A 22,956-nucleotide genomic window follows, 5' to 3' on the forward strand; every position below is an offset into this window, starting at 1 on the left:
TTTAAGAAATTGTCATACAAGAGCCTGGACCACCTGTGAATGATAAACCACAGCTTCCTTGTTCGCTATATAAATCTGCCACTTGTTCACGGTGAGATGTCGGAATAACGAAGCGATCTTTATATTTCGCGATGGCAAGAAGACGATACATATCTTCTACATCCTGTTTCGTTAAACCAAGTTCTTTTAATACAGCTTCATTTGGCTCTTTATTAATTTGAAGTGCTCTCATATGCGTTCGCATAACAGCCATTTTCTTCAATGTAAGACGAATGTGTGATTCATCCCCCGCAGTGAGTAAATTCGCTAAATATTGAATTGGAATACGCATATTATCAATAGCAGGGAAAATCTCTTCTGCTTGCCAGTTACTACCTTTTCCCTCCACCATATTCATAATCGGGCTAAGCGGCGGGATATACCAAACCATTGGCATTGTACGATACTCTGGGTGAAGAGGTAGAGCAATTTTCCAATCGATAATCATTTTATAAATTGGCGATTGTTGCGCCGCTTTAATCCATTCTTCAGGAATTCCTTGTTTTTTCGCTTCAGCTGCCACTTCTGGATCATTTGGATCTAGAAAAACAGTAAGCTGAGATTCATATAAATCTTTTTCGTCTTCAACAGAAGCTGCTTCTTTTACTTTGTCAGCGTCATATAGCATTACCCCAATATACCGAATACGTCCTACACATGTTTCCGAACAAATCGTTGGCATACCCGCTTCAATACGTGGGAAACACATTGTACATTTTTCAGCTTTATTCGTTTGCCAGTTAAAATACACTTTTTTATATGGACAAGATGATACGCAGAATCTCCATGCGCGACATGCATTTTGATCGACAAGAACAATCCCATCTTCTTCACGTTTATACATCGCACCAGATGGACAAGATGATACGCACGAGGGATTCATACAATGTTCGCATATGCGTGGTAAATACATCATAAAGACGTTTTCAAAATCTGTTTTAATTTCTTCTTCCATTTTCTTTACGTTCGGATCTTGCAATCCTGTTATATGTCCGCCTGCTAAATCATCTTCCCAGTTTGGACCCCATTCAATTTTGTCGATAAATTCGCCTGTAATTGCTGATTTCGGACGAGCAACTGGTTGATGCTTACGTTGCGGACTATTTGTTAACGTTTCATAATCATAATTCCAAGGTTCAAAATAATCATCAATTGTTGGTTGATCTGGATTGTGGAAAATGTTCATAAGACGTTTCATTTTCGAACCAGATTTCAGCTGAATTTCACCATTTTTCAATTCCCAACCGCCTTTATATTTCTCCTGATCTTCCCATTGTTTCGGATAACCAATTCCAGGCTTCGTTTCTACGTTATTGAAGTACATATATTCAGCACCTGGACGATTTGTCCAGGTGTTTTTGCACGTTACGCTACAAGTATGGCAGCCGATGCATTTATCTAGATTCATTATCATTCCGACTTGTGCTTTAATCTTCAAGCCAATCTACCTCCTTCAGTTTGCGAATTACAACGTTTAAGTCACGCTGGTTCCCAGTCGGACCGTAATAGTTAAATCCATAACTTAATTGACCATATCCACCAATCATATGTGTCGGTTTTACGTGAATTCGAGTTGGACTATTATGCGTTCCCCCGCGGTTACTTGTTAATTTCGTACCAGGTACGTTAATGTGACGATCTTGTGCATGGTGCATAAACGCCATTCCTCTCGGTATACGATGCGTTACAACAGCACGGGCTACAACAACACCGTTACGATTAAAGCACTCAATCCAATCATTATCTGCTACACCAGCTTCTTCAGCATCCTCTTTATTCATCCAAACAGTTGGACCACCTCTAAACAGCGTTAACATCGGTAATGAATCGAAATACATACTATGAATGGACCACTTATTATGCGGCGTTAAATAATTTAACGTAATCTCTTTTCCTTCTACTTCAGGTCGTGATTTACGGAACGGTTTATGTTGCAGAATCGGTTTAAACGTTGCCATCGTTTCACCAAATTCTTTCATCATGTCATGATCTAAGTAGAAAGATTGTCGTCCAGTGATTGTTCTCCAAGGGATGAGGCGTTCCACATTTGTTGTAAACGGTGAGTAACGACGTCCACCTTTTTCAGAACCTGTAAAGGCCGGAGAAGTAATTACTGTTTTTGGCTGCGCTGTAATTTGTTCAAATGTGAAGCATTCTTCTTCACGTTCTTCTGCTAAATCACGTAATTTTAAATCCGTTTGTTTTTCAAGTGCTTCCCATGCTTTTACAGCCATATGACCATTTGTTGTAGAAGAAAGTGTTAATACCGCTTCAGCAGCATTGATTGCTTCTTTTATGTCTGGGCAACCTTTTGCAATAGAATCCGTTCGAACAACTCCTAATCGGCTCTTTAATTGCTCATACTCTTTTTCTGCGGACCAAGAAATCCCTTTCGTACCAATCGGTTGTTTTCCCGCATTTGGTCCTAGCGAAGTCATTTTGTCATAAATTGTTTTATAATCTCTTTCAACAACATGAATTTGTGGCATTGTTTTACCTGGTATTGGCTCACACTCACCTTTGCTCCAATCTTTAATCTTGCCAAGTGGTTGCGCTAATTCTTGCGGTGTATCGTGAAGAAGTGGCGTTGCAACAACTTCTTTCATTGGTTCAAGATCAATTTTCTTCGCTAAATCTGACACAGCTTTAGAAAGTGAAGTGAAAATATCCCAGTCAGAGCGCGCTTCCCACGGTGAACCGATTGCTGGATTAAATGGATGCACAAATGGATGCATATCTGTACTACTTAAATCATGTTTTTCGTACCAAGTTGAAGCAGGTAAGACGATATCAGAATAAAGCGCTGTTCCAGCCATACGGAAATCTAAGTTAATGAGTAAATCTAACTTCCCTTCTGGTGCTTCTTCATGCCATTTAATTTCTTCTGGTCGTAATGAATCACTATCGTCATTCATTAACCCGTTTGTTGTACCTAATAAATGTTTTAAGAAATATTCGTGTCCTTTACCAGAACTTGAAATTAAGTTCGCACGCCATACGAATAAGTTGCGCGGGAAGTTGTTTTTGTTATCTGGATCTTCAATCGCAAATTTTAGTCCTTTTTCTTTTAATCTTTGTGCAACATATTTTCCGATTTCTTCTTGCGTTGTTGCACCAGCAGCAACAGCTTCTTTATATAATTCAATCCCATTTTTCTCGAATGTCGGATACGAAGGTAGCCAGCCAAGTCGTGCCGCTAATACGTTGTAATCACCGTGATGTTGATAACGAGAGTTGCCTTCTACTGGTGATGCTAGATGTCCAACCGGTGTATCTTCATAGCGCCATTGATCTGTTACGAAATAGAAGAAAGATGTACCATTTTGTAATTTCGGTGGCCCTTGCCAATCTTTTGCCATCGCGATTGTTTGCCATCCTTCTGCTGGTCGTAATTTTTCTTGCCCAACATAATGCGCCCATCCCCCGCCGTTTACTCCTTGTGCTCCAACTAGAAGAACAAGATTTAAAACTGCGCGATAAATCGTATCAGAATTAAACCAATGGTTAATACCAGCTCCAACAATAATCATCGAGCGACCATTTGTATCAACGGCATTTTGTGCGAACTCACGAGCGATTTGAATAATTAGTTCTCGTTTCACTCCTGTCATTTTCTCTTGCCATGCAGGTGTAAACGGTACATCATCATTGAAGTCTTTCGGCTCTTGTCCGCCAAGCCCTCGGTTCACGCCGTAATTTGCTAACGTTAAGTCGTATACAGTTGTAACGAACACTTCGCCTTCTTCTGTCATAACCTTTTTCACTGGAATTGTACGTTCTAATACTTTGTTTCCATCATCAGAGAAGTACGGAATTTGTACAGTTCCAATCGATTCTTCCATTCCAAGTAAAGAAAGACGTGGGTCAATCTTTTCACCTGTTTCTTCATCTTCTAAACGCAAGTTCCATTTCTTTTCGTTATCCCAACGTGAGCCCATTGTGCCTTGAGGTGTTGCAAAATCATTCGTATTCTCGTTCCAAAGAACAGGCTTCCATTCTCCTAACTTCGTTTCGCGTCCAATATCAGAAGCGTTTAAGAAACGATCAGCAACGAATTGATCTCCTTTTTGTTTCAATGTGACAAAGAAAGGAAAATCAGTATATTGCTTCGCATACTTTGTGAAATATTCCACTTGATTATCTACGTAAAACTCTTGTAAGATCACATGCCCCATTGCCATCGCAAGTGCACCATCTGTACCTTGTTTTACACTAATCCAATCATCGGCAAACTTTGTAGATTCAGCGAAGTCAGGACTGACAGAAACGACTTTCGTTCCTTTATATCGAACCTCTGCTAAAAAGTGAGCATCTGGTGTTCTCGTCATCGGTACATTTGAACCCCATGTCATAATGTAACCAGAGTTATACCAGTCACTACTTTCTGGTACATCTGTTTGATCGCCCCAAATTTGAGGAGAAGCTGGTGGTAAATCTGCGTACCAATCATAGAAACTAAGCATTGGCCCGCCCATAAGTTGCATAAAACGACTACCAGCAGCATGACTTAACATCGACATAGCTGGAATTGGTGAAAAACCAACATTTCGGTCTGGACCGTATTTCATTACTGTGTAGAGTAATGAAGCAGAAACAAGTTGTAACACTTCATCCCAATTCGCACGAATGAATCCCCCTTTACCACGTGCCTGCTTATACTTGCGTGCTTTTTCAGGGTTTTCCACAATGCTTTTCCAAGCATCTAGTGGTGACTTGTTATTTTGTAATTCCTCTTGCCACATACTCCAAAGAACACCACGTACATACGGATATTTCACACGAAGTGGACTATAAATATACCAAGAAAAACTCGCTCCACGCGGACATCCTCGTGGTTCAAAATCAGGCATATCTGGACCTGTAGTTGGATAGTTAAGCTCCTGTCCTTCCCAAGTTACGATTCCATCTTTCACATATATATTCCAGCTACATGAACCAGTACAGTTCACACCATGTGTAGAACGAATTACTTTATCATGCTGCCAACGCTTTCTGTACACATTCTCCCATTCACGATCTTCATATGTTTCTTGAGTATGATTATCGTTATAACGATCTATTGGTGAAAAATATTTTAAACGTCTCATTAGTGCTGAAGGTTTCTTCTTCATACTGTTCACTCCTTTAATACGTCTCTCTTACATACCCTTACTATAAGAGAGGTTGTAAAATACAGATGTGACATTTCGCACAGTTCAAGAGATTGTCAAAAATTCAGTAGAAAATAAGTTTGTGAGAAAATCTTTTATTCCGTTTTGAAGGGTTATGATTAATCGTGATTATTAGGAGAATGGTATTTTGAGGTATCGACTATTTTGCAAAAGAAAAACGCAGGAGAAATTCCTACGTTTTTCTTTATAAATATATAAAAAAGAGTTTTGATATTATTTCAAAACTGCCATAAGAAAGAGTTTAGAAATTGTATATAAGGAATTTTTTCTTTAACAATACTATTTTATATCCAGACATATTTTACATAAAACTACAAATCATTATTTACTGTATTGCCCTTAGTTACGGAAACAATTATACTAGATGTAATCGAAATAAATATTCTGAATATTCTTAGAATTAATGACAAAATTTTTACTACCTGCAAATATAATTATAAATTTGTCCACTAAATAGATTAGAAAACGATAATAAAATTAGGAGGATTACGATGCCCCAGCTTGATTCATTACATCCCACTGTAGAAAAAATAATCAATAATATTGAAAAAATAATGGTCGGAAAACGAAAAGAAACAATCTTAGCTTTGACAGCTCTCTTAGCTGAAGGTCATGTGCTATTAGAAGATGTTCCTGGTGTCGGCAAAACAATGCTAGTACGTGCTCTTTCTAAATCCATTCATGCGGATTACAAGCGAATTCAATTTACACCTGATTTACTGCCATCAGATGTAACAGGAGTTTCTATTTATAATCCGAAAGAGCTCCAATTTGAGTTCAAGCCTGGACCAATTATGGGGAATTTTGTACTTGCTGATGAAATTAATCGTACATCTCCTAAGACACAATCTGCTTTACTTGAATGTATGGAAGAAGGCAATATTACAATAGATGGCATTACAAGGCCTTTACCAAAGCCGTTCTTTGTCATGGCTACACAAAATCCGGTCGAATATGAAGGAACATATTCTCTACCAGAAGCTCAGCTCGATCGTTTCTTATTGAAACTAAAAATGGGATATCCTACACCAGAAGAAGAATTTGAAATTTTAAACCGGATGGAAAAAACAAATCCACTCTCTCAATTACAGGCCATTACTACAATAGAAGAATTACTTTATTTACAACAAAGCGTACGGGTAGTAAGTATGGACAAAGCAATTAAGCATTACATTGTAAAGCTTGTTAATCAGACTCGTACGTATAGCTCTATACAGCTAGGAGCAAGTCCACGTGGCTCAATTGCTTTAATGAAAGCTTCACAAGCTTATGCATTTATCCATGGCAGAAATTATGTTATTCCAGACGATGTTAAATTTTTAGCTCCTTACGTTTTAGCGCATAGGCTCATTCTAAAAATGGAAGCAAAATTTGAAGGGATAACAGGAGAACAAGTTATCGCAAAAATCGTTGCACGAACTACCGTGCCGACTCAAAGGACGATGAACCCTTGATGAAACAAATGCTGCGAGCGCTATATCACGTTATGAAGTTATTGCTACTCCCTTTATGCCTAGTCTTAACATTTGTGTACGCTATGTTTCAAGGAGGGTTTGTAAGTTGGTTTTTATTTTACAGCACAATTCCCATTGCTCTTTATTCACTACTACTCCCCTTCTACGCTTTACGGGACGCTGAAGTAAAACGAACAACAAACCAAAATGGATATGTAGTAGGAGAACAATTTGTAAGCACGATTACAATAAAAAGAAAATTTCCTTTTCCCTTACTTTATTTAGTTATAGAAGATGAACTGCCACCACAATTTATAAGTTGTAAACAAACAAAGATGAATAAGGTAGTACTCTTCCCAGGATTGAAACGAAATATTTCGTTTCAATATGTTATTGACACAATCCCTAGAGGCGAGCACACTTTTTCAAGCGTTCGTGTCAAAACTGGCGATTTATTCGGCATGATGGAGAAAGAAGTAACTTTTTCAGTTCCAGATACATTTTTAGTCTATCCCCAGTATGTAGATATAGCGTATCGACAATTGGAAAATCATTTCGAACAAGGAGCGCTTTCAGCAAATATAAATTCTGCAAAAGACTCTACAATCTCTGTCGGTGTCAGAGACTATAAACCTGGAGATCGCTTTTCATGGATTGATTGGAAAGCAACTGCACGAACAAACAATATTATGACAAAAGAGTTTGAACAACAGCGCAGCCATAATATCATGATATTCATAGACAGAACCGAGTCTCCTCTATTCGAATCAGTCGTCACATTTACTGCCTCTATCGTAAGGGCTGTCTTGAAACAAAATTCACCAGCATCATTCGTGTCTATCGGAAAAGAACAAACTATTTTCCCTTTAGATAATGGAGATACGCAGTTACAACAAATCCTTTGTCATTTAGCAAAAGTACAAGCAGACAGTGTATTCCCGCTCTCCCAGAGTGTAGAAATAGAACTAAGAAAAATTTATGAGCCCGTCACGGTTATACTCGTGACAAGTAATCTTTCTCCCGATATTCAAAAGGCGGCTGATTGTGCTGCTATAAGAAATAGAAAATGTATGATTTTTGTCGTGAAAGAAAAAGCGAATCAACTTTCACACCGAGAACTCAGTATATTAGAAACTCTAAAAAAACGACAAATATTTGTAAACACGGTTTATGAAAACCGGTATACAAACGTGTTTTTTGAGGTGAGCAAATGATAACATTACAAGCAAAATACAAGTGGGATACGAACAAATTCTTCATGCATGCATGTGTATTTCTTCTTTTACTAGAATGGATAAGACCTCTTATAGGTATTACAAATGTAGGTAGATTAGATATTTTCGTAACATTTATAGGAATTTGCTTCGCTCTCTCTTTTTTTCAAACGAGGTGGCAGATTCCAATAAAAATTGTCACAGTCCTATTTATCATTCATTCCCTATATTATAAAAATGCTTTTATAAATCCATCTTGGCTAACAACACTCTTTTCTGATATGTCTCGAAATTCCTCCCTATTTTTCCAAGGGAATTTACTAGATATTTCTCCAGTTTTTCCGACGGTTTTATTTTTTCTCTCATTTTGGTTTTTGAGTTCTTTCACTTCATTTTGGATTATTCATAAAAAACGTGGGTTTTTATTTCTTGTATTGACTATTATTTATATCGCAACTTTTCATAACTTACATTTATACAATGCAAACTACGCTATTATTCGTACTGTTGTCATCGGCTTTTTTATGCTTAGTCTTCTTCAAGTAGAACGAATAAAAGAGCGCGAACACTTACAAAATTATGCTAGGGAAATCTCAAAATTACTTAGACCACTTACAATATTTATTGTATTATTAGCAACCATCGCATACTTTGCTCCAAAATTTGGCCCTCAATGGCCAAACCCAATGGATTTTTTAAAATTCAACACATCTGAAGCAAGTAAAGAACAAAAAGTTTCTACAATTGGGTATGGTTTAGATGACTCGCGATTAGGTGGTCCTTTTAAGGCGGATCCTACAATTGTTTTCACAGCACGGACGCAAAACAAACAATATTGGCGAGTAGAAACAAAAGATTTTTATACAGGAAAAGGCTGGGAAATTTCTGAAAATCCGAAAAAGGTTTCTTTTAAAAATAAAAACGACGTCGTAAGCTGGTACGAACAAAATACAAAAACGGAAACGACTGAGGCAACAATTACCATGCTAAAAAGTTATCCTCACCTTACCTATCCAGCAGGATTAGTATCAGTTGAGGCTTCTTCTGATGTATCATACAGTGTTAACTCGTTTTCAGAAAAAATTTATACAATGAATGGAGACTCTTCTACTACTTTACATTCGTATAAAGTAACATATGAGATCCCTGAGTTTTCCATAGAAAACTTGAAAGCTGTAAAAACAAATGAAGGTCAAGAAACAAATCCTTATTTTATGACAAAGTACACACAACTTCCCGAGTCATTACCACAGCGCGTAAAAGACTTGGCTGCCAATCTTACAAATGATAAAGACAACCGATATGATAAAGTATTAGCTATTGAAAATTACTTCACAGACAACTCTTTTACATACGAATCAACGAATGTCTTATTTCCTGCCAAAAGCCAAGATTATGTAGATCAATTCCTTTTCGATACAAAAAGCGGCTACTGTAATAATTTTTCGACGTCTATGATTGTACTACTTCGTTCTGCCGGGATTCCTGCTCGCTGGGTAAAAGGCTATACAGAAGGAACTCTTGACAATACACTTGCCTCTGCAGAAGGTGCGGATGTTTATACAATCACGAACGATAACGCACACTCTTGGGTCGAAGTATATTTCCCAGGATACGGATGGATTCCATTCGAACCAACAAAAGGATTTACCAATCCCTATAATTTTATAAATAATACGCCTGCTCCTATTTCACAAAATAGCGAAGCAAATAATTCTAATAACGAGCAAATACACCAACGAAATAATGAAGCAAAACTTAAAAGTTTAATAGAACATACAGAAGAAGCTTCTACTAAAAAGGTCACAAATTCTAAAACTAGTTTTTCTTGGTGGTACGTATTCCTCTCTACGATACTAATTAGTATTATGGGATACATTCTCTTTATCACTAGAATGAAATGGATGACATTTCTTATTATTCATTTCTATAGATACCGAAAAGATGATGCTGTTTATCAAAAAGCTTACGGTGCACTTTTAAAACAATTTGCGAGAATTGGCATACCACGGGGTGAAAGTCAAACATTCCGAGAATACGCTCTCCATATCGATACACTTTACAAATCGGCCGATATGCAACAACTTACTGCCAGTTATGAGAACGCTATATATCAACAGGGGCAGGCTGCAGCAGAATGGAAGACATCCGTACACTTATGGGAAGTGCTTATGAAAAAAGCAGGTTCTCTACCTAAATCAGATGGCTTTGATACAGTTATTTAATCTTGAAAATGTGAGTTTAAAGAAAACGTCTCAAAGAACTACATTGTTCTTTGAGACGTTTTTTAATAAAGTGAAACTCCTAATTATTCTCCAAGTACCTTCTCAATCTCAACCTCTAAATCTACCGGCTTCGTCTGCGGCGCAAAACGCCCTACTACTTTCCCGTCTTTTCCGATTAAAAACTTCGTAAAATTCCATTTCACTGCTTTCATACCGAGTAAACCTGGTGCTTGTTCTGTCATGTATGTATATAAAGGATGAGCCTTATCACCTTTCACATCAACCTTTGCAAACATTGGGAAGTTTACACCGTAGTTTAATTCACAAAAACTAGTAATGTCCGCTTCTGTACCTGGTTCTTGTCCCCCGAATTGGTTACAAGGAAACCCGAGTATTTCGAGTCCTTGGTCTTTATATTTATCATACACCTCTTGTAATCCTTTATATTGCGGTGTGAAACCACATTTACTAGCTACATTTACAATAAGAAGTGCTTTTCCTTCGTAATCTTTTAACGATTTTTCTTCACCTGTAATTGTTTTAGCTGAAAAATCATAAACTGTCATTGTCTTTGCCCCTCTCTTCACTATCATTCTATGTTTATACTATACTACATTCGTGAATATACAGCTCTTATTACGTACTTATACGCTATAATGATAGCGCTTTATTTCCGTTCGAAAATTCGGCACAAACTACTAGACTTTTATGATGGAAAGTTTTACAATCGAAATGTGAACAAAATGTGACAGTTTATATTCCATTATAAAAGAAAAGGATGGTGTTCATTATGAAAACTGCACAACATGAAACGATTTCAAATCGCGAGTTTTATTTCGTACTATATATGATGTTATTGTATGTTACTGGCTGGGTAATCGATGTAAATGGTTTATTCTTAAGCTCCTACTTTAATTTAGCAGGAGAAATTATGCTTCCATTAGTTGGTGGGATTGTTGGACTGTTCATTATGTCTATTAATAAACAACAAACGAAATAATAGTATTACAAAAGGCAGAAGACGAGCTTTCGTTTTCTGCCTTTTTTCTATTTTAGCGTATAATAGAAACATGTAATATATAAGGAGTGGTAAATATGAAAAAAGTAGAGCAATTATCTTCTCACCTATATCTTATTGATGATTTCGATTTACAGCATAATGAACGAACAGGTACGTACGTTTTATTAGGTGACGATATTACTTTAATTGAAACTTGTGCAGCCCCTTCTCTTCCGTATATTTTAGACGGCTTACAACAATTACATATTGATTTAAACGAAGTTAAAAACATTATCGTTACACATGTTCATTTAGATCACGCCGGTGCTGCTGGTTTAATGATGGAAAAATGCCCAAATGCTACGTTATATGTGCATTCTCGTGGTGCTCGTCATATGATTGATCCAACAAAACTTATTTTAGGTGCAAAAGCTGTGTACAAAGAAGATTTCGATAAACTCTTTGATCCAATTCTTCCAATTGAAGAAGAACGTGTTCATATTGTACAACATGGTGATACGTTAAAAATTGCAGAAGACCGCATCCTTACATTTTATGATACACCAGGGCATGCGAAGCACCATATTAGCATTCACGATTCATTAACAAACGGGATTTTTACTGGCGATACAATTGGAATTTATTATAGAGAACTCGCAGACGTTGATGTAGAGTTATATCTACCATCAACGTCCCCTTCACAATTCCAACCAGATGCGATGATTGCTTCTAAAAATCACATTCAAAGCATGAATGTAGATACTATTTATTTCGGTCATTACGGCGCATCCTCTCATGTTACAGAAATATACAATCAACTGGAACATTGGCTACCTATTTTCGTTCATACTGGTAAGGAAGTCTTTGAACAGTATAATGATTTCGATGAAGCGACTAAAGCTTTACAAACTTTATTAATGGATAAAATCTCTTCTCATCTTACAAAGTTAAACGTTCCAGCAGATCATTCCGTTTATAACATTTTACATCTAGATATAGAAATTAGTGCGATGGGCATTATTGATTATTTCACGAAGCAAGAAAAAGCAAACTCCACTATTAACTAACAGTAAAAGAAGAGATATACAACAGTAGTTATTGTATATCTCTTCTTTTTTTGAATATATTTTGAGTAAAGGATGGTGGAATATAATGCAAAGAGTAATGCTATACCTCTGCTTCACATTATTTATCGTCTTATTATTATTTGTTGGAGTGAAGATTCAATTTTATTTAGATACAGACGCGCAAGTGAACTTTAACGTTTATCCAAGATTATTCTACTTTACACTCTTTCCTCTTTTGGTCGGCATTTTATTACGATTCCTTCAATCCATTAATCACGAAACAAGTAAACAAAACTGGCGTTTTCAACCGGATAAGTTTATCGCTATTACAGTGCCTACAATATTAATTTCCTTTTCTCCAGCACTACTTTTCTCACCACTTGGCGAATACCTACCTTATTTAGCTAATGTTATTCTTATAAATACAACTTTTGTTACGATAATTAGTTTAATAGCTGGTTATTCACTATTAGATTGTTTTATACAAAAGGACAATGCAACGATGAAAAAATATAATTGAATGCTCTATTTAATCGTGCAAGTCAAGGATTGTACCTCCTTGGCTTGTTTTTAGAATAATTATATTCCTGTATAATACAGTTATCGAATAAAATTCGGAGGAATGATACAATGTTTTTTCAATTTTTTCTACTAGCAATCATTATGTCTTTTATTAGTGGTCGACTAATTGGTACAAAACTAAATCTTTTCAAACAAGCAAGTGCAGCAACTTTAGGTGTTTCACTTACGTCAGCTCTGTATTGGTTTTTATATTTACGCTATCAAGATGAATCGGTTGTCGGTGTTGATAGATATTTTTGGCTAGGAAGCTCATTAATTGTATCCATGCTTTGTTACCTAGTTTTTGAATTATTTGATCCTATTAGACGAGGCGAAATGGATGACGTAGTAACGGAAAGCCGAAATCCTATTTCAAAATTCTTCGCAAAGGTTGGTAGACAAAAAAGATATATGCGTGTCTCTTCTATTGCAATAAAACACGGAATGGGTAAATATTTAGCTTTAAAGCGCTCGCCAGAAGCAGATCGTAAGCTCGCCACTTCACTTCGAAATACACTAGAAGAATGCGGCGGTGTATTTATTAAATTCGGACAAGTTTTATCAACTCGCTCTGATTTATTACCACCTGCTTTTATTCACGAGTTATCAAACCTTCAGGAAAATGTAACGCGTTTATCACAAAAACAAGTTGAAGAAATATTAAAAAAGGAACTACATATACCAAAAGATGAAATTTTCAGCTCCTTTGAAATGGAACCGTTAGCTGCCGCCTCTATTGGCCAAGTACATAAAGCGAAGTTGAAAGAAAACGACCAGGATGTCGTCGTTAAACTACTACGTCCTAATATTTCTGAGACAATTAAACGTGACTTAGATATTTTAATTCATTTTTCTTTATGGATTTCCAACAAATCAACTTGGGCTAAAAATATCGGATTTCTTGATTTAGCACATGGCTTCTCCATCGCAATGAAAGAAGAAATTGATTTCAAAATTGAGGCTCGTAACTTCGAACAAGTGTCTGATTCACTAAAAAATAGCGAAACGAAAGTAAAAATACCGAAAGTATATAAAGAATACAGTAATTCAAAAATACTTGTGCTTGAATTTTTAGATGGAGTAAGTGTTAAAAGTGGGTCAGCATTATTAAATGAATTACAAATTGATACGAAAAAAGTACAACGACAACTCTTTGATTGTATTTTAGAGCAAATTTTCTTTAAAGGTATTTTCCATGCAGACCCTCATCCAGGTAATGTGTATATTCTTCGTGATGGCACACCTGCATTACTTGATTTCGGTTCCGTCGGGCGATTAGGAACACTACAACAAGATGCATTCAAGCGACTACTTATCGGCTTTGAGCGCAAAAATTCTTATGTCTTGCTTGATGGACTGCTTCAATTAGTTGAAAAGAAGCCAAATGTTGATAAAGAGGCATTAGAACAATCTATCAGTCAATTATTAATCCAAAGTACGTATGGTTCTACAAATGGTTCTGAAGAATTCATTCAGGGGCTATTTCAAATAATCGCTGAGTTTGAATTAGCATTTTATCCAATGGTTGCAGGGGCTTTCCGTTCTCTAATTACGCTAGAAGGAACGATGCTGCAACTAAATCCCGAATTCAATTTAATGGACGAAGCGAAACGCTTTGCGAAAGATCATGCAGCTAGTTTCATGTCAGTTAACAATTATTCTAGTTTAAAAGAAGCTGCAACAAACGAATTACTCGCTATGTTACCTGCCATGCGACGCATTCCTAGAAAACTAGATGATTTAAGTTCAAAACTAGAAAACGGAGAACTATCCGTTAAGGTTGGCTTTTTCTCTGACGAAACAAATGCATCGTTTATTACTACATTTATCTCACAATTCCTCATTGCATTTATTGGAACTGCATTTGGTGGGATTTCGGTAGGCGTATTGCATTTAGCAAACAGTGCGACAGAGCCAAATGATCAATTTTTAAGTGTCGTTGGTTACGGTGGTTTATTTATAAGTGCGATATTACTTGTAAGAGTCGCTATTCATGCGGTAAGGAAATTTAAGTAATAATAAAATGAGTATACAATCACGTAGATTGTATACTCATTTTTTATTGTTTACATATTCAATATGTAATAGTTAAACGAAAGAAAGCTTTGAGCTTTTTTACTTATCTCACCTTTTCATCTACATACTCCATAAACTGCTCCGCTTTAATAAATCTTTCTTTGTACGCCTCAGGTACTTCTTCTACTGTTATCCCGCCACTCGATTTCGTTTTTACTAACACAGTTTGATATGACATTAATGCCTCCATATATTGTTCATACTCTTCAGGAGTTAGTACTTCTTTACTAGATTTATGGCCATTTAATTTATCAAAATACGGATGAAGCTCCATTACTACCTTTTTCAATTCCTCTTTTTTAGCTGGTGATAATTGATCGTAATCTATATTACCGTTCGAATCTCCGTACGCAAGCTTTGCACTAGTTAATTTTTTCATTTCTTTTGTAAACTCTTCATATTCCTTCGTACCCATTTCATCTTTCGCTTCTGATAATTTTGCATTAAAACGCATATACGTTTCTAATGTCATTGCTCCGGCATGTTTTTTTAAATTCTCAAAAGATCCGTATATACCATCCGCCATAATAGATTGATACGCAAAACCAGTCGTCGGGATTAAAAGAGCTGCTGCAAGCACTCCTGCAATAAGATGTTTCTTTCTCTTACGCCCTCCTTGATTCATTTTAATTTGAACGATTACTTTTTCTTTTAACTCCGGCGGGGCAACAATCCCCTTCGCTTCTTCTCGTATAGATTCTCTAACTCTACAATCTAAACTCATTTCACATTCCCTACCTCTCCTAAAAAGATTTCTTCTACTTGCTCTTTTTGACGTAGTTTCTTTAATGCCGAATGAATTCTAGATTTCACAGTACCAATTGGAATATGTAATATTTGTGCTACTTCTTCTTGTGAATAATCGTGTAAGTATCTTAAGATAATAACTTGTTTCAATTTATACGGTAATTTATGAATGAGTTCAATTAGTTTTTTGTTTGATATTTTACTTACAACATCGTTAGAAAAATCAATTTGTACTGGTTTTCTTTGCTCTTCTGCTTTTTTTATAATGCGTAGTCGCATCCACCTCTTTCTTCTATAAGAGTGAATTTGTTTAATCGCAAGTCCAATTAGCCAAGGACGAAATGGCTTCTCACTATCATACTTACGAAGCGATTCATATAGTTGTATGTATATTTCTTGAACGACATCATCTACATCTGTTTTATCTTCAATTAAAAAATGTGCTGTTTTATATACTTCTTGAATCGTTTTATCATACAATTCGCTATACGCTTCTTTATTTCCTGATAAAGTCAATTGGATTAAATTTGTATACACTGTTTCATCCTTCACATACCATCCCTCCTTTGTCCTACACTATATATTGGCAAGTAATTACTATTTCGTTCGATTTTTTAAATTTTTTTATATAGATTAATATAATGATTCAATATGTACATAAGCTTCACTTATAAAGTCGCATAACTATTATATAATTTCCCAATTTCTAATGAACATTTAAAATGTTTTATATAGTCAAATTTAGGAGGACATATAATGAAAGCTATCGTTGTAACGTCGTTCGGTGGTCCTGAAGTGATGAAATATACAGATGTGGATATACCCGCTATTTCAGAAGATCAAGTTTTAATTCGTGTTGTTGCTACTAGTGTGAATTTCGCCGATATTAAATCCCGTTATGGTAAAAAAGGAAATAAAGCACTACCTTTTATACCAGGGATAGATGCCGCTGGTATTGTAGAACGTGTCGGTTCTCAAGTGAAAAATATTCATCCTGGACAACGTGTCATTGCTTTTCCTCAAAATGGATCTTACGCAGAATACGTTGTCGCAAACGAAAACCTTACTTTCGTTTTACCTGATGAAGTCGATTTTCAAACTGCAGCTGCTTGTCCGATTGTATCTTTTACAAGCTATAATTTACTCGCAAATGTTGCAAGGCTTCAACAAGGCGAGTCTGTACTCATTCATGCTGCGGCTGGCGGAATTGGTACAACAGCTATTCAACTTGCAAAACGATTAGGGGCTGGAACCGTTATTGGTACTGTCGGAAGTGAAGTAAAAAGAAAAATAGCTTTAAATGCTGGAGCTGATTATGTTATTTGTCACCAAGATGAGGATTTTGTAAAGAAAGTCAACGAACTGACAAACGGTGAAGGGGTTGATGTAATTTTAGACTCTATTTCTGGAACGGTTTCAGAAAAAAGTTTAAATTGTCTCGCTTATTATGGTCGCCTCATTCATTTCGGTAATGCTAGCGGTGAAATTGGTAATTTCCAAACGAAAGATTTACACGCAAGTTGTCGCTCTATACTCGGTTTTAGCTTTGGCACTACACGAAAAAAACGTCCTGAACTACTCCAAGAAACTGCAAATGAAGTTTTCCGTTATTTACGTGATGGCAGTCTAAAAGTAAAAGCAACGAAATCTTTTCCGCTTCAAGATGCAGGGAAAGCACATGAATGGGTCGAAAGTAGAAAAAGTACAGGGAAAGTAATACTAACTGTTCAGTCCTCTTCCTGAAATGAATACTTGAAACCGAGGTGTCATTCATGGGATCACGAATTATGCATGCTATTATCGCTATCAAGATTGCCGAAAAACTATATATCCAAGATAAAACTTCTTTCATACTTGGAGGTGTAGCCCCTGATGCGGTTCATTCAGCAGAAGAAAAAGGAACTTCACACTTTTACGCTGGTACAACGAAAAACTATACGAGAAGGATAGATTTCAATTCTTTTTTTCAAAAATATAAAGCTCATATGGATTCCCCTTTTCTCTTAGGCTATTACACCCATCTCATTGCCGATGACAATTGGCTAAGCGGCTTTTTTCTACCTTGGCTAAAAAATAGAATCGAAAATGACGAAACGATCGCACCCCTGTACTATAACGATTTTAAATTATTAAATGCAAAGTTGCTTCATCATTACGATACAGAACAGCAACTCTTCTCTCTTCTCAACCAAGAGGCTCACATCATGGATATTGAAGAAGTTTCTAAAGAAAACGTTTTTTCTTTTCGAAAGTATCTTTTTGAAGATATGTTGTATCCGGAGCAAAATTTGCATGAAGACTTACAAGTGTTTACGTTTGACCAAATCGTTGGTTATATTGAGACAGCCATTGAAAAAGGCGTATTTTATATTAATCAATTCTCTAATGAAAAATCCACTTCAAACATGTAATCCCCCTCAATATATTTGAGGGGGATTTTCACATAGTAATATTACTATTTGTTCTTTTCCATAACCGCAAAATAATTCCCTTCGCTATCAGCAAAGTTAAATACTTTACCAGAAGGCATAGTTACCATTTCTCCAACAGTAACATTTTTATTTTTTAAATCTGCATATAATTGATCCAGATTTTCTGAGAAGAACATTAAGGACGGTGTACCAAGATTTAATTCTGGGCTCATTTTCGAAATAACTTCTTTATTATGTAGTATAATGCTCGTTTCAGCACCATTAGTCGGAGCGATTTCAATCCATCTCATTCCTTGCTTGTTATCTTCCTCTGCTACTACATGAAACCCTACCTTTTCCGTCCAAAAATTTACTGCCTCATCTTGATTATTTACATACAGCATAATTTGTCCAACTTTATGGATCATTTCATTTCCCCCTAATGGTTTTTTATATTCTATGTAGGTTTCCACAGGTGCTATCGTTATTCCTTTTGAGTTGGTATGTACTTCTTTGCAAAATTTATCGACTGACTCATCCCATCCAGTTCGTCAAAATAATCATTTCTTTCAATCATGTTATATCCGTCGAATCCAATTTCATCTAATACTTTGAAAAATATATCGAAATCCACTTCACCATTTCCTACTGCTACTTCTATATACTTACTTGAACGATCGCTTTTCACTTCTTTACAATCTTTAATATGAGTTTGTACTATATAATCTTTTAATAGTAATAAACTTTCTTCCGGATTTTCATTTACATCACTTATTAAATTTGCTGGGTCAAAGTTAACAGCTAGTCCTTTCGAGTTTACAGTTTCTAAAAATTGTTTTAATACTATTGTTTTTTCAGATCCCGTCTCAATAGCAAAGACTCCCCCAAGTTTGAATGCTAATTCCCCTATCTCATAACAAACCCGTATCATTTTATCATAGTACTCACTTTTTTCATCATCTGGAACTTTCCCAATATGAGCTGTTATTATCTTTGCTCCCAGCTCCAAACCTCTGTCAGTAATATATTTAATCTGATCTATTGCACTGTCAACTTCTGTTCCTGTAATTCCATTTTCTCCAAAACTAATTGCTAATGATGGAATCTTTATTCCATTAAAAGATAAGCTTTTCTTTAAAGCAGTCCATTCTACCACTGGAATATTAGCTAAGTTGAAGTTTTTATTCATAGCATATAATTGAATATATTCTAAATCCCATTCCCTTGCTTTTTGTATTCCTTCGTTTACTTCAATATGTTTCGTATTCAAAAACATTCCTAATTTCCTATCCATATATGTACCTTCTTTTTATTATTTCGCATCAATTTAATATTCGACTTTTTTTATATTACTTCCTTTTACATATGTTGATTTAAAAAATGATGATAGATACATTTTAATAACCATTAATAAACCTCCTTGTATTATTCAATTGCAAATAAAAAAAGACGTAACTACAAATAGTTACGCCTTCCCCATTATTTATCTAGGCTTTTTCTTCCCAGTAAATGCTGGTTTCTTTTTCTTTGGTGCTTTCGGTTTCGTTTCTACGAATGATCCGTTGAACATTTCTTGCTTCGTAAATACGATGCCTAGTTTTTTCGCAAATTGCAGTAATTTACGTTCTTCTTGTTCTGTTACAAGAGAAACTACTGTTCCTTCTTTACCCATACGTCCAGTACGTCCTGAGCGGTGAATGTATTGGTCTACTGTGTCTGGTAACTCTAAGTGAATTACATGTGTTAAATCATCAATATCGATACCGCGTGCTGCAATATCAGTAGCAAGGAGAATCTCTAGTTTCCCACCACGGAATGCACGCATCGTCGCTTCACGCTCTTGCTTACTTGCTTCTGCATGAAGAGCTGCTGCTTTCATTTTACGGAATTGCAATTTCTGAGTAATTTCATCTAAACGGAATGGGTCATTTAAGAAAGCAACTGCTTTTACATCGCCCATATGCATAATTCTTCTTACGTAATCATTTTTTTCGCGTCGCTCACAAATGATATACGTATGTTCAACTAAGCTTTTTGACTCTGCACGTGTTATACGCACTAATTGTGGTTCAACTGCTAAATCGCGTGCAGCATCTTCTGCCGCTTTTGTAATTGTCGCCGAGAAGAATACTAATTGACGATCTCGCATTGTAGATTTAATTACATCTTGTACTGCGCCCATCATCTTTTGTTTTACAATTTGATCAAACTCATCAAATACAATCGTTTTTACTTCATGCATCTTTAACTTTTTCATTCGAATTAATTCTAAAATACGTCCTGGTGAACCGACAATTACTCTCGGGTGTTTCTTTAATTTTTCAACTTGGCGCTTAATATCTGCACCACCAATTAAAGATGCCCCTGAAATTTCAGTTCCTGCTGTAAACTTTTGAACCTCTTCATGAATTTGCATGACAAGTTCACGTGTTGGTGCTAAAACAACAACTTGTGGCTGTTTTACTTCAGGATTAATTTTATGTAAAAGGGGTAATAAGTACGCTAATGTTTTTCCTGTTCCAGTTGGAGATTCAGCTATAACGTCTTGTCCTTCTAAAATAGTTGGAATCGCTTGTTTTTGAATTTCAGTTAATTCTTTAAAACCAGCCTTCTCCCAAGCTTCTTGTAAAAATGGTTGCATATCTTTTATCATTTGTTTTTCTCCTTTATCTCTATTTTTGAAGAAAATGCTGTATTGTTCGCACCGTTTCTATCATGTGTGAAATAACAGCTATTAAATCATCAACATGGTCTTCTGTAATCGCTTTTTGAAATAGAACCTCTACCTTATTATGATATGAAATCGCTTGCTTATTATATTCGTATGAAACTTTCTGCATAATCATTCTTTCTTTTCCCCATATAGAACGCATTAAAGTTTCAATTTCTTCGCATCCTACTTCTGGTTGTTCTAACGGGAATGAAAATGCTAGCTTCATTTCACAACCTGGTGTAAACTGAGGCACTTCTAGTATTTCACCAGACAAGTTCTTTGCATCCACAGATAATGAAAATGTTGCTTCTACTAATGGTTCAAACGGTTCTGTTAATTGAAATGAGATATGATATATACGACTTAATGAAGCAAGGTCCATCATATCTTTTCGATCTGTTACAAGAATATCTCCATGTAGATCAAAATCATACACAGCACCTTCTACGATTACTTTTAAATTGTCAAAAGCAGTTGGATCAAACATAATTCCCTCCAAAAAACAGGCGCCTTTCGATGGAAAGGCGCCACTTGATGTATATATAGTTTACAGATAAACGAGATGAATTACAACCTTTTAGAATAAACCTACTGCTTTTCCATCTTCATTTACATCCATTTGAAGTGCTGCTGGTTGTTTTGGAAGACCTGGCATTGTTAACATTGTACCTGTTAACGCAACGATAAAGCCTGCACCGATAGATGGTTTTAACTCACGAATTGTAACGATAAAGTCAGATGGACGACCTAATTTTGTTGCATCGTCAGAAAGAGAGTATTGAGTTTTCGCCATACAAACTGGTAGGTTACTCCAACCTTCTCCTTCATATTGAGCTAATTGCTTACGTGCTTTCGGAGCAAATTCAATATCTTTTGCGCCATATACTTTTTGAGCAATTGTACGAATTTTTTCTTCTAAGGGTAATTCTAATTCATAAAGTGGTGCGTAGTTGTTTTCACCTTTTTCGATTTCTTTTAGTACTTTTTCAGCAAGATCAACTCCGCCTTGGCCACCTTTCTCCCAAACTTCTGTTAAGGATACTGCATAGCCACGCTCATTACACCACTCTTGTAAGTATGTAACTTCTGCATCTGTATCTGTAATGAATTTATTAATTGCAATTACGAAAGGCACACCGAAGCTTTGAATTGTTTCAACATGCTTCTGTAAGTTTTCCATACCTTTTGCTAATGCATCTACATTTTCTTCTTTTAATTGATCTTTTGCAACGCCGCCATGCATTTTAAGCGCACGAATAGTCGCAACAATAACAACTGCTTCTGGTTTAATACCAGCTGCACGGGCTTTAATATCTAAAAACTTTTCAGCGCCTAAATCAGCACCGAATCCAGCTTCTGTAATAACATAATCACCTAATTTTGCTGCCATTGTCGTAGCGATAACACTGTTACAACCGTGAGCAATATTCGCAAATGGTCCACCATGAATAATAGCTGGTGTATTTTCTAACGTTTGTACTAAGTTTGGCTTTAATGCGTCTTTTAATAATAGCGTTAACGCACCTTCTACACCTAAATCTTTAACCGTCACAGGTTGATTTGCAAAGTTATAAGCAACTACGATGCGAGATAGACGTGCTTTTAAGTCTTGAATATCTGTTGCAAGGCAGAACACGGCCATAATTTCAGATGCTACTGTAATGTCAAAACCGTCTTCACGTGGTACACCTTGTACAGGTCCACCAAGACCAATTACTACATTACGAAGGGCACGATCATTTAAGTCAACACAGCGTTTCCAAACGATTTTACGCGTATCAATTCCAAGTGTGTTTCCTTGTTGGATATGATTATCAATAAACGCTGCTAATGCGTTATTGGCAGTTGTGATCGCATGGATATCTCCAGTAAAGTGAAGGTTAATGTCTTCCATTGGTACGACTTGTGAAAAACCGCCACCTGCTGCTCCACCTTTTAATCCCATCGTTGGTCCAAGAGATGGTTCACGAAGTGCAATTACTGTTTTCTTACCAATTTTATTAAAAGCTTGACCTAAACCAACTGTTACTGTTGATTTACCTTCTCCAGCTGGAGTTGGGTTAATCGCTGTTACTAAAACAACTTTACCGTCTTTCTCATCTTGTAAGCGCTTAAAAATATCAAGAGATAACTTACCTTTATAATGCCCGTATGGCTCTAATTCATCTTCTAAAATATTTAAATCAGCTGCAATTTCTTGAATCTTCTTCATACTCGCTTCTTGTGCGATTTCAATATCGGATTTCACTGTTGTAGTAGTTGTCATATACCCTAGTCC

General features: G+C 36.1%; 19 protein-coding genes. 9 read left to right on the forward strand and 10 right to left on the reverse strand.

All coding sequences use genetic code 11. The features are described from left to right. Position 1 precedes the first annotated feature (1 nt). Together narH and DN403_RS14555 are read right to left on the reverse strand one after the other, a co-directional pair. On the reverse strand, positions 2 to 1,477 hold the full coding sequence (gene narH / locus DN403_RS14550; RefSeq protein WP_000692656.1) for a nitrate reductase subunit beta: 1,476 nt from the start codon (positions 1,475 to 1,477) through the stop codon (positions 2 to 4). Beyond that, entirely contained in the window at positions 1,467 to 5,150 is a 3,684-nt protein-coding gene (locus DN403_RS14555) for a nitrate reductase subunit alpha (RefSeq protein ID WP_000729101.1), read from the reverse strand. Before DN403_RS14555 ends, narH begins: the two co-directional genes overlap by 11 nt. Before the next feature lie 551 nt (positions 5,151 to 5,701). On the opposite strand from DN403_RS14555, the gene DN403_RS14560 reads away from it, so the two are divergent. From DN403_RS14560 to DN403_RS14570, 3 genes are read left to right on the forward strand one after another with little or no spacing between them, the layout of a single operon-like run. Next, the gene (locus DN403_RS14560) at positions 5,702 to 6,664 is read left to right on the forward strand and encodes an AAA family ATPase (protein WP_098437142.1); all 963 of its coding nucleotides are present in this window, start codon (positions 5,702 to 5,704) and stop codon (positions 6,662 to 6,664) included. Next, the gene (locus DN403_RS14565) at positions 6,664 to 7,878 is read left to right on the forward strand and encodes a DUF58 domain-containing protein (RefSeq protein ID WP_000812152.1); all 1,215 of its coding nucleotides are present in this window, start codon (positions 6,664 to 6,666) and stop codon (positions 7,876 to 7,878) included. Before DN403_RS14560 ends, DN403_RS14565 begins: the two co-directional genes overlap by 1 nt. Continuing rightward, positions 7,875 to 10,103 carry a transglutaminase TgpA family protein gene (locus DN403_RS14570; protein ID WP_000631745.1) on the forward strand — a complete coding sequence of 743 codons (2,229 nt, stop codon included), beginning with the start codon at positions 7,875 to 7,877 and terminating at the stop codon, positions 10,101 to 10,103. Before DN403_RS14565 ends, DN403_RS14570 begins: the two co-directional genes overlap by 4 nt. 83 nt (positions 10,104 to 10,186) lie before the next feature. On the opposite strand, the gene bsaA is transcribed toward DN403_RS14570, so the two are convergent. Further along, positions 10,187 to 10,669: a glutathione peroxidase gene (gene bsaA, locus DN403_RS14575; protein ID WP_000219434.1), complete on the reverse strand. Its 483-nt coding sequence runs from the start codon at positions 10,667 to 10,669 to the stop codon at positions 10,187 to 10,189. Positions 10,670 to 10,893: 224 nt separating this feature from the next. Here bsaA and DN403_RS14580 point away from each other — a divergent pair, with 224 nt between their 5' ends. The 4 genes from DN403_RS14580 to DN403_RS14595 all read left to right on the forward strand — a co-directional run bounded on the left by DN403_RS14580 (position 10,894) and on the right by DN403_RS14595 (position 14,747). Continuing rightward, positions 10,894 to 11,103 carry a DUF3925 domain-containing protein gene (locus DN403_RS14580; protein WP_000844984.1) on the forward strand — a complete coding sequence of 70 codons (210 nt, stop codon included), beginning with the start codon at positions 10,894 to 10,896 and terminating at the stop codon, positions 11,101 to 11,103. A 95-nt stretch (positions 11,104 to 11,198) separates the two neighbouring features. Then, positions 11,199 to 12,170 carry an MBL fold metallo-hydrolase gene (locus DN403_RS14585; protein WP_000754983.1) on the forward strand — a complete coding sequence of 324 codons (972 nt, stop codon included), beginning with the start codon at positions 11,199 to 11,201 and terminating at the stop codon, positions 12,168 to 12,170. A gap of 85 nt (positions 12,171 to 12,255) precedes the next feature. Further along, the gene (locus DN403_RS14590; protein WP_001190001.1) at positions 12,256 to 12,690 is read left to right on the forward strand and encodes a hypothetical protein; all 435 of its coding nucleotides are present in this window, start codon (positions 12,256 to 12,258) and stop codon (positions 12,688 to 12,690) included. A 110-nt stretch (positions 12,691 to 12,800) separates the two neighbouring features. After that, on the forward strand, positions 12,801 to 14,747 hold the full coding sequence (locus DN403_RS14595) for an ABC1 kinase family protein (RefSeq protein ID WP_000465998.1): 1,947 nt from the start codon (positions 12,801 to 12,803) through the stop codon (positions 14,745 to 14,747). 103 nt (positions 14,748 to 14,850) lie between these two features. Here the strand turns inward: DN403_RS14595 and DN403_RS14600 are convergent, their stop codons facing one another. Together DN403_RS14600 and DN403_RS14605 are read right to left on the reverse strand one after the other, a co-directional pair. Beyond that, a complete protein-coding gene (locus DN403_RS14600; RefSeq protein ID WP_000050700.1) occupies positions 14,851 to 15,531 on the reverse strand; it encodes a DUF3600 domain-containing protein in 681 nt (226 codons plus the stop codon). Beyond that, entirely contained in the window at positions 15,528 to 16,106 is a 579-nt protein-coding gene (locus tag DN403_RS14605) for a sigma-70 family RNA polymerase sigma factor (RefSeq protein WP_000651123.1), read from the reverse strand. Before DN403_RS14605 ends, DN403_RS14600 begins: the two co-directional genes overlap by 4 nt. 204 nt (positions 16,107 to 16,310) lie before the next feature. Between DN403_RS14605 and DN403_RS14610 the strand changes: the two genes are divergently transcribed. Both DN403_RS14610 and DN403_RS14615 read left to right on the forward strand, forming a co-directional pair. Further along, entirely contained in the window at positions 16,311 to 17,297 is a 987-nt protein-coding gene (locus tag DN403_RS14610) for a quinone oxidoreductase family protein (protein ID WP_000644643.1), read from the forward strand. Positions 17,298 to 17,326: 29 nt separating this feature from the next. Beyond that, complete coding sequence (locus DN403_RS14615) at positions 17,327 to 17,965, forward strand: zinc dependent phospholipase C family protein (protein WP_000535582.1); 639 nt, start codon at positions 17,327 to 17,329, stop codon at positions 17,963 to 17,965. A 44-nt stretch (positions 17,966 to 18,009) separates the two neighbouring features. Here the strand turns inward: DN403_RS14615 and DN403_RS14620 are convergent, their stop codons facing one another. The 5 genes from DN403_RS14620 to DN403_RS14640 form a co-directional block, all read right to left on the reverse strand. After that, positions 18,010 to 18,393, reverse strand: coding sequence for a VOC family protein (locus tag DN403_RS14620; RefSeq protein ID WP_000581472.1), 384 nt, complete (start codon positions 18,391 to 18,393; stop codon positions 18,010 to 18,012). 56 nt (positions 18,394 to 18,449) lie between these two features. Then, a complete protein-coding gene (locus DN403_RS14625; RefSeq protein ID WP_000375201.1) occupies positions 18,450 to 19,259 on the reverse strand; it encodes a sugar phosphate isomerase/epimerase family protein in 810 nt (269 codons plus the stop codon). 189 nt (positions 19,260 to 19,448) lie between these two features. Further along, on the reverse strand, positions 19,449 to 20,618 hold the full coding sequence (locus tag DN403_RS14630; protein WP_000588599.1) for a DEAD/DEAH box helicase: 1,170 nt from the start codon (positions 20,616 to 20,618) through the stop codon (positions 19,449 to 19,451). Positions 20,619 to 20,637: 19 nt separating this feature from the next. Then, the gene (locus tag DN403_RS14635) at positions 20,638 to 21,165 is read right to left on the reverse strand and encodes a hypothetical protein (protein ID WP_000460216.1); all 528 of its coding nucleotides are present in this window, start codon (positions 21,163 to 21,165) and stop codon (positions 20,638 to 20,640) included. 90 nt (positions 21,166 to 21,255) lie between these two features. Continuing rightward, entirely contained in the window at positions 21,256 to 22,944 is a 1,689-nt protein-coding gene (locus tag DN403_RS14640; RefSeq protein ID WP_014482011.1) for a formate--tetrahydrofolate ligase, read from the reverse strand. Between the last annotated feature and the right edge of the window lie 12 nt (positions 22,945 to 22,956).

It is taken from the genome of Bacillus sp. AY2-1 (assembly GCF_008368965.1).
GTDB lineage: Bacteria > Bacillota > Bacilli > Bacillales > Bacillaceae_G > Bacillus_A > Bacillus_A thuringiensis_S.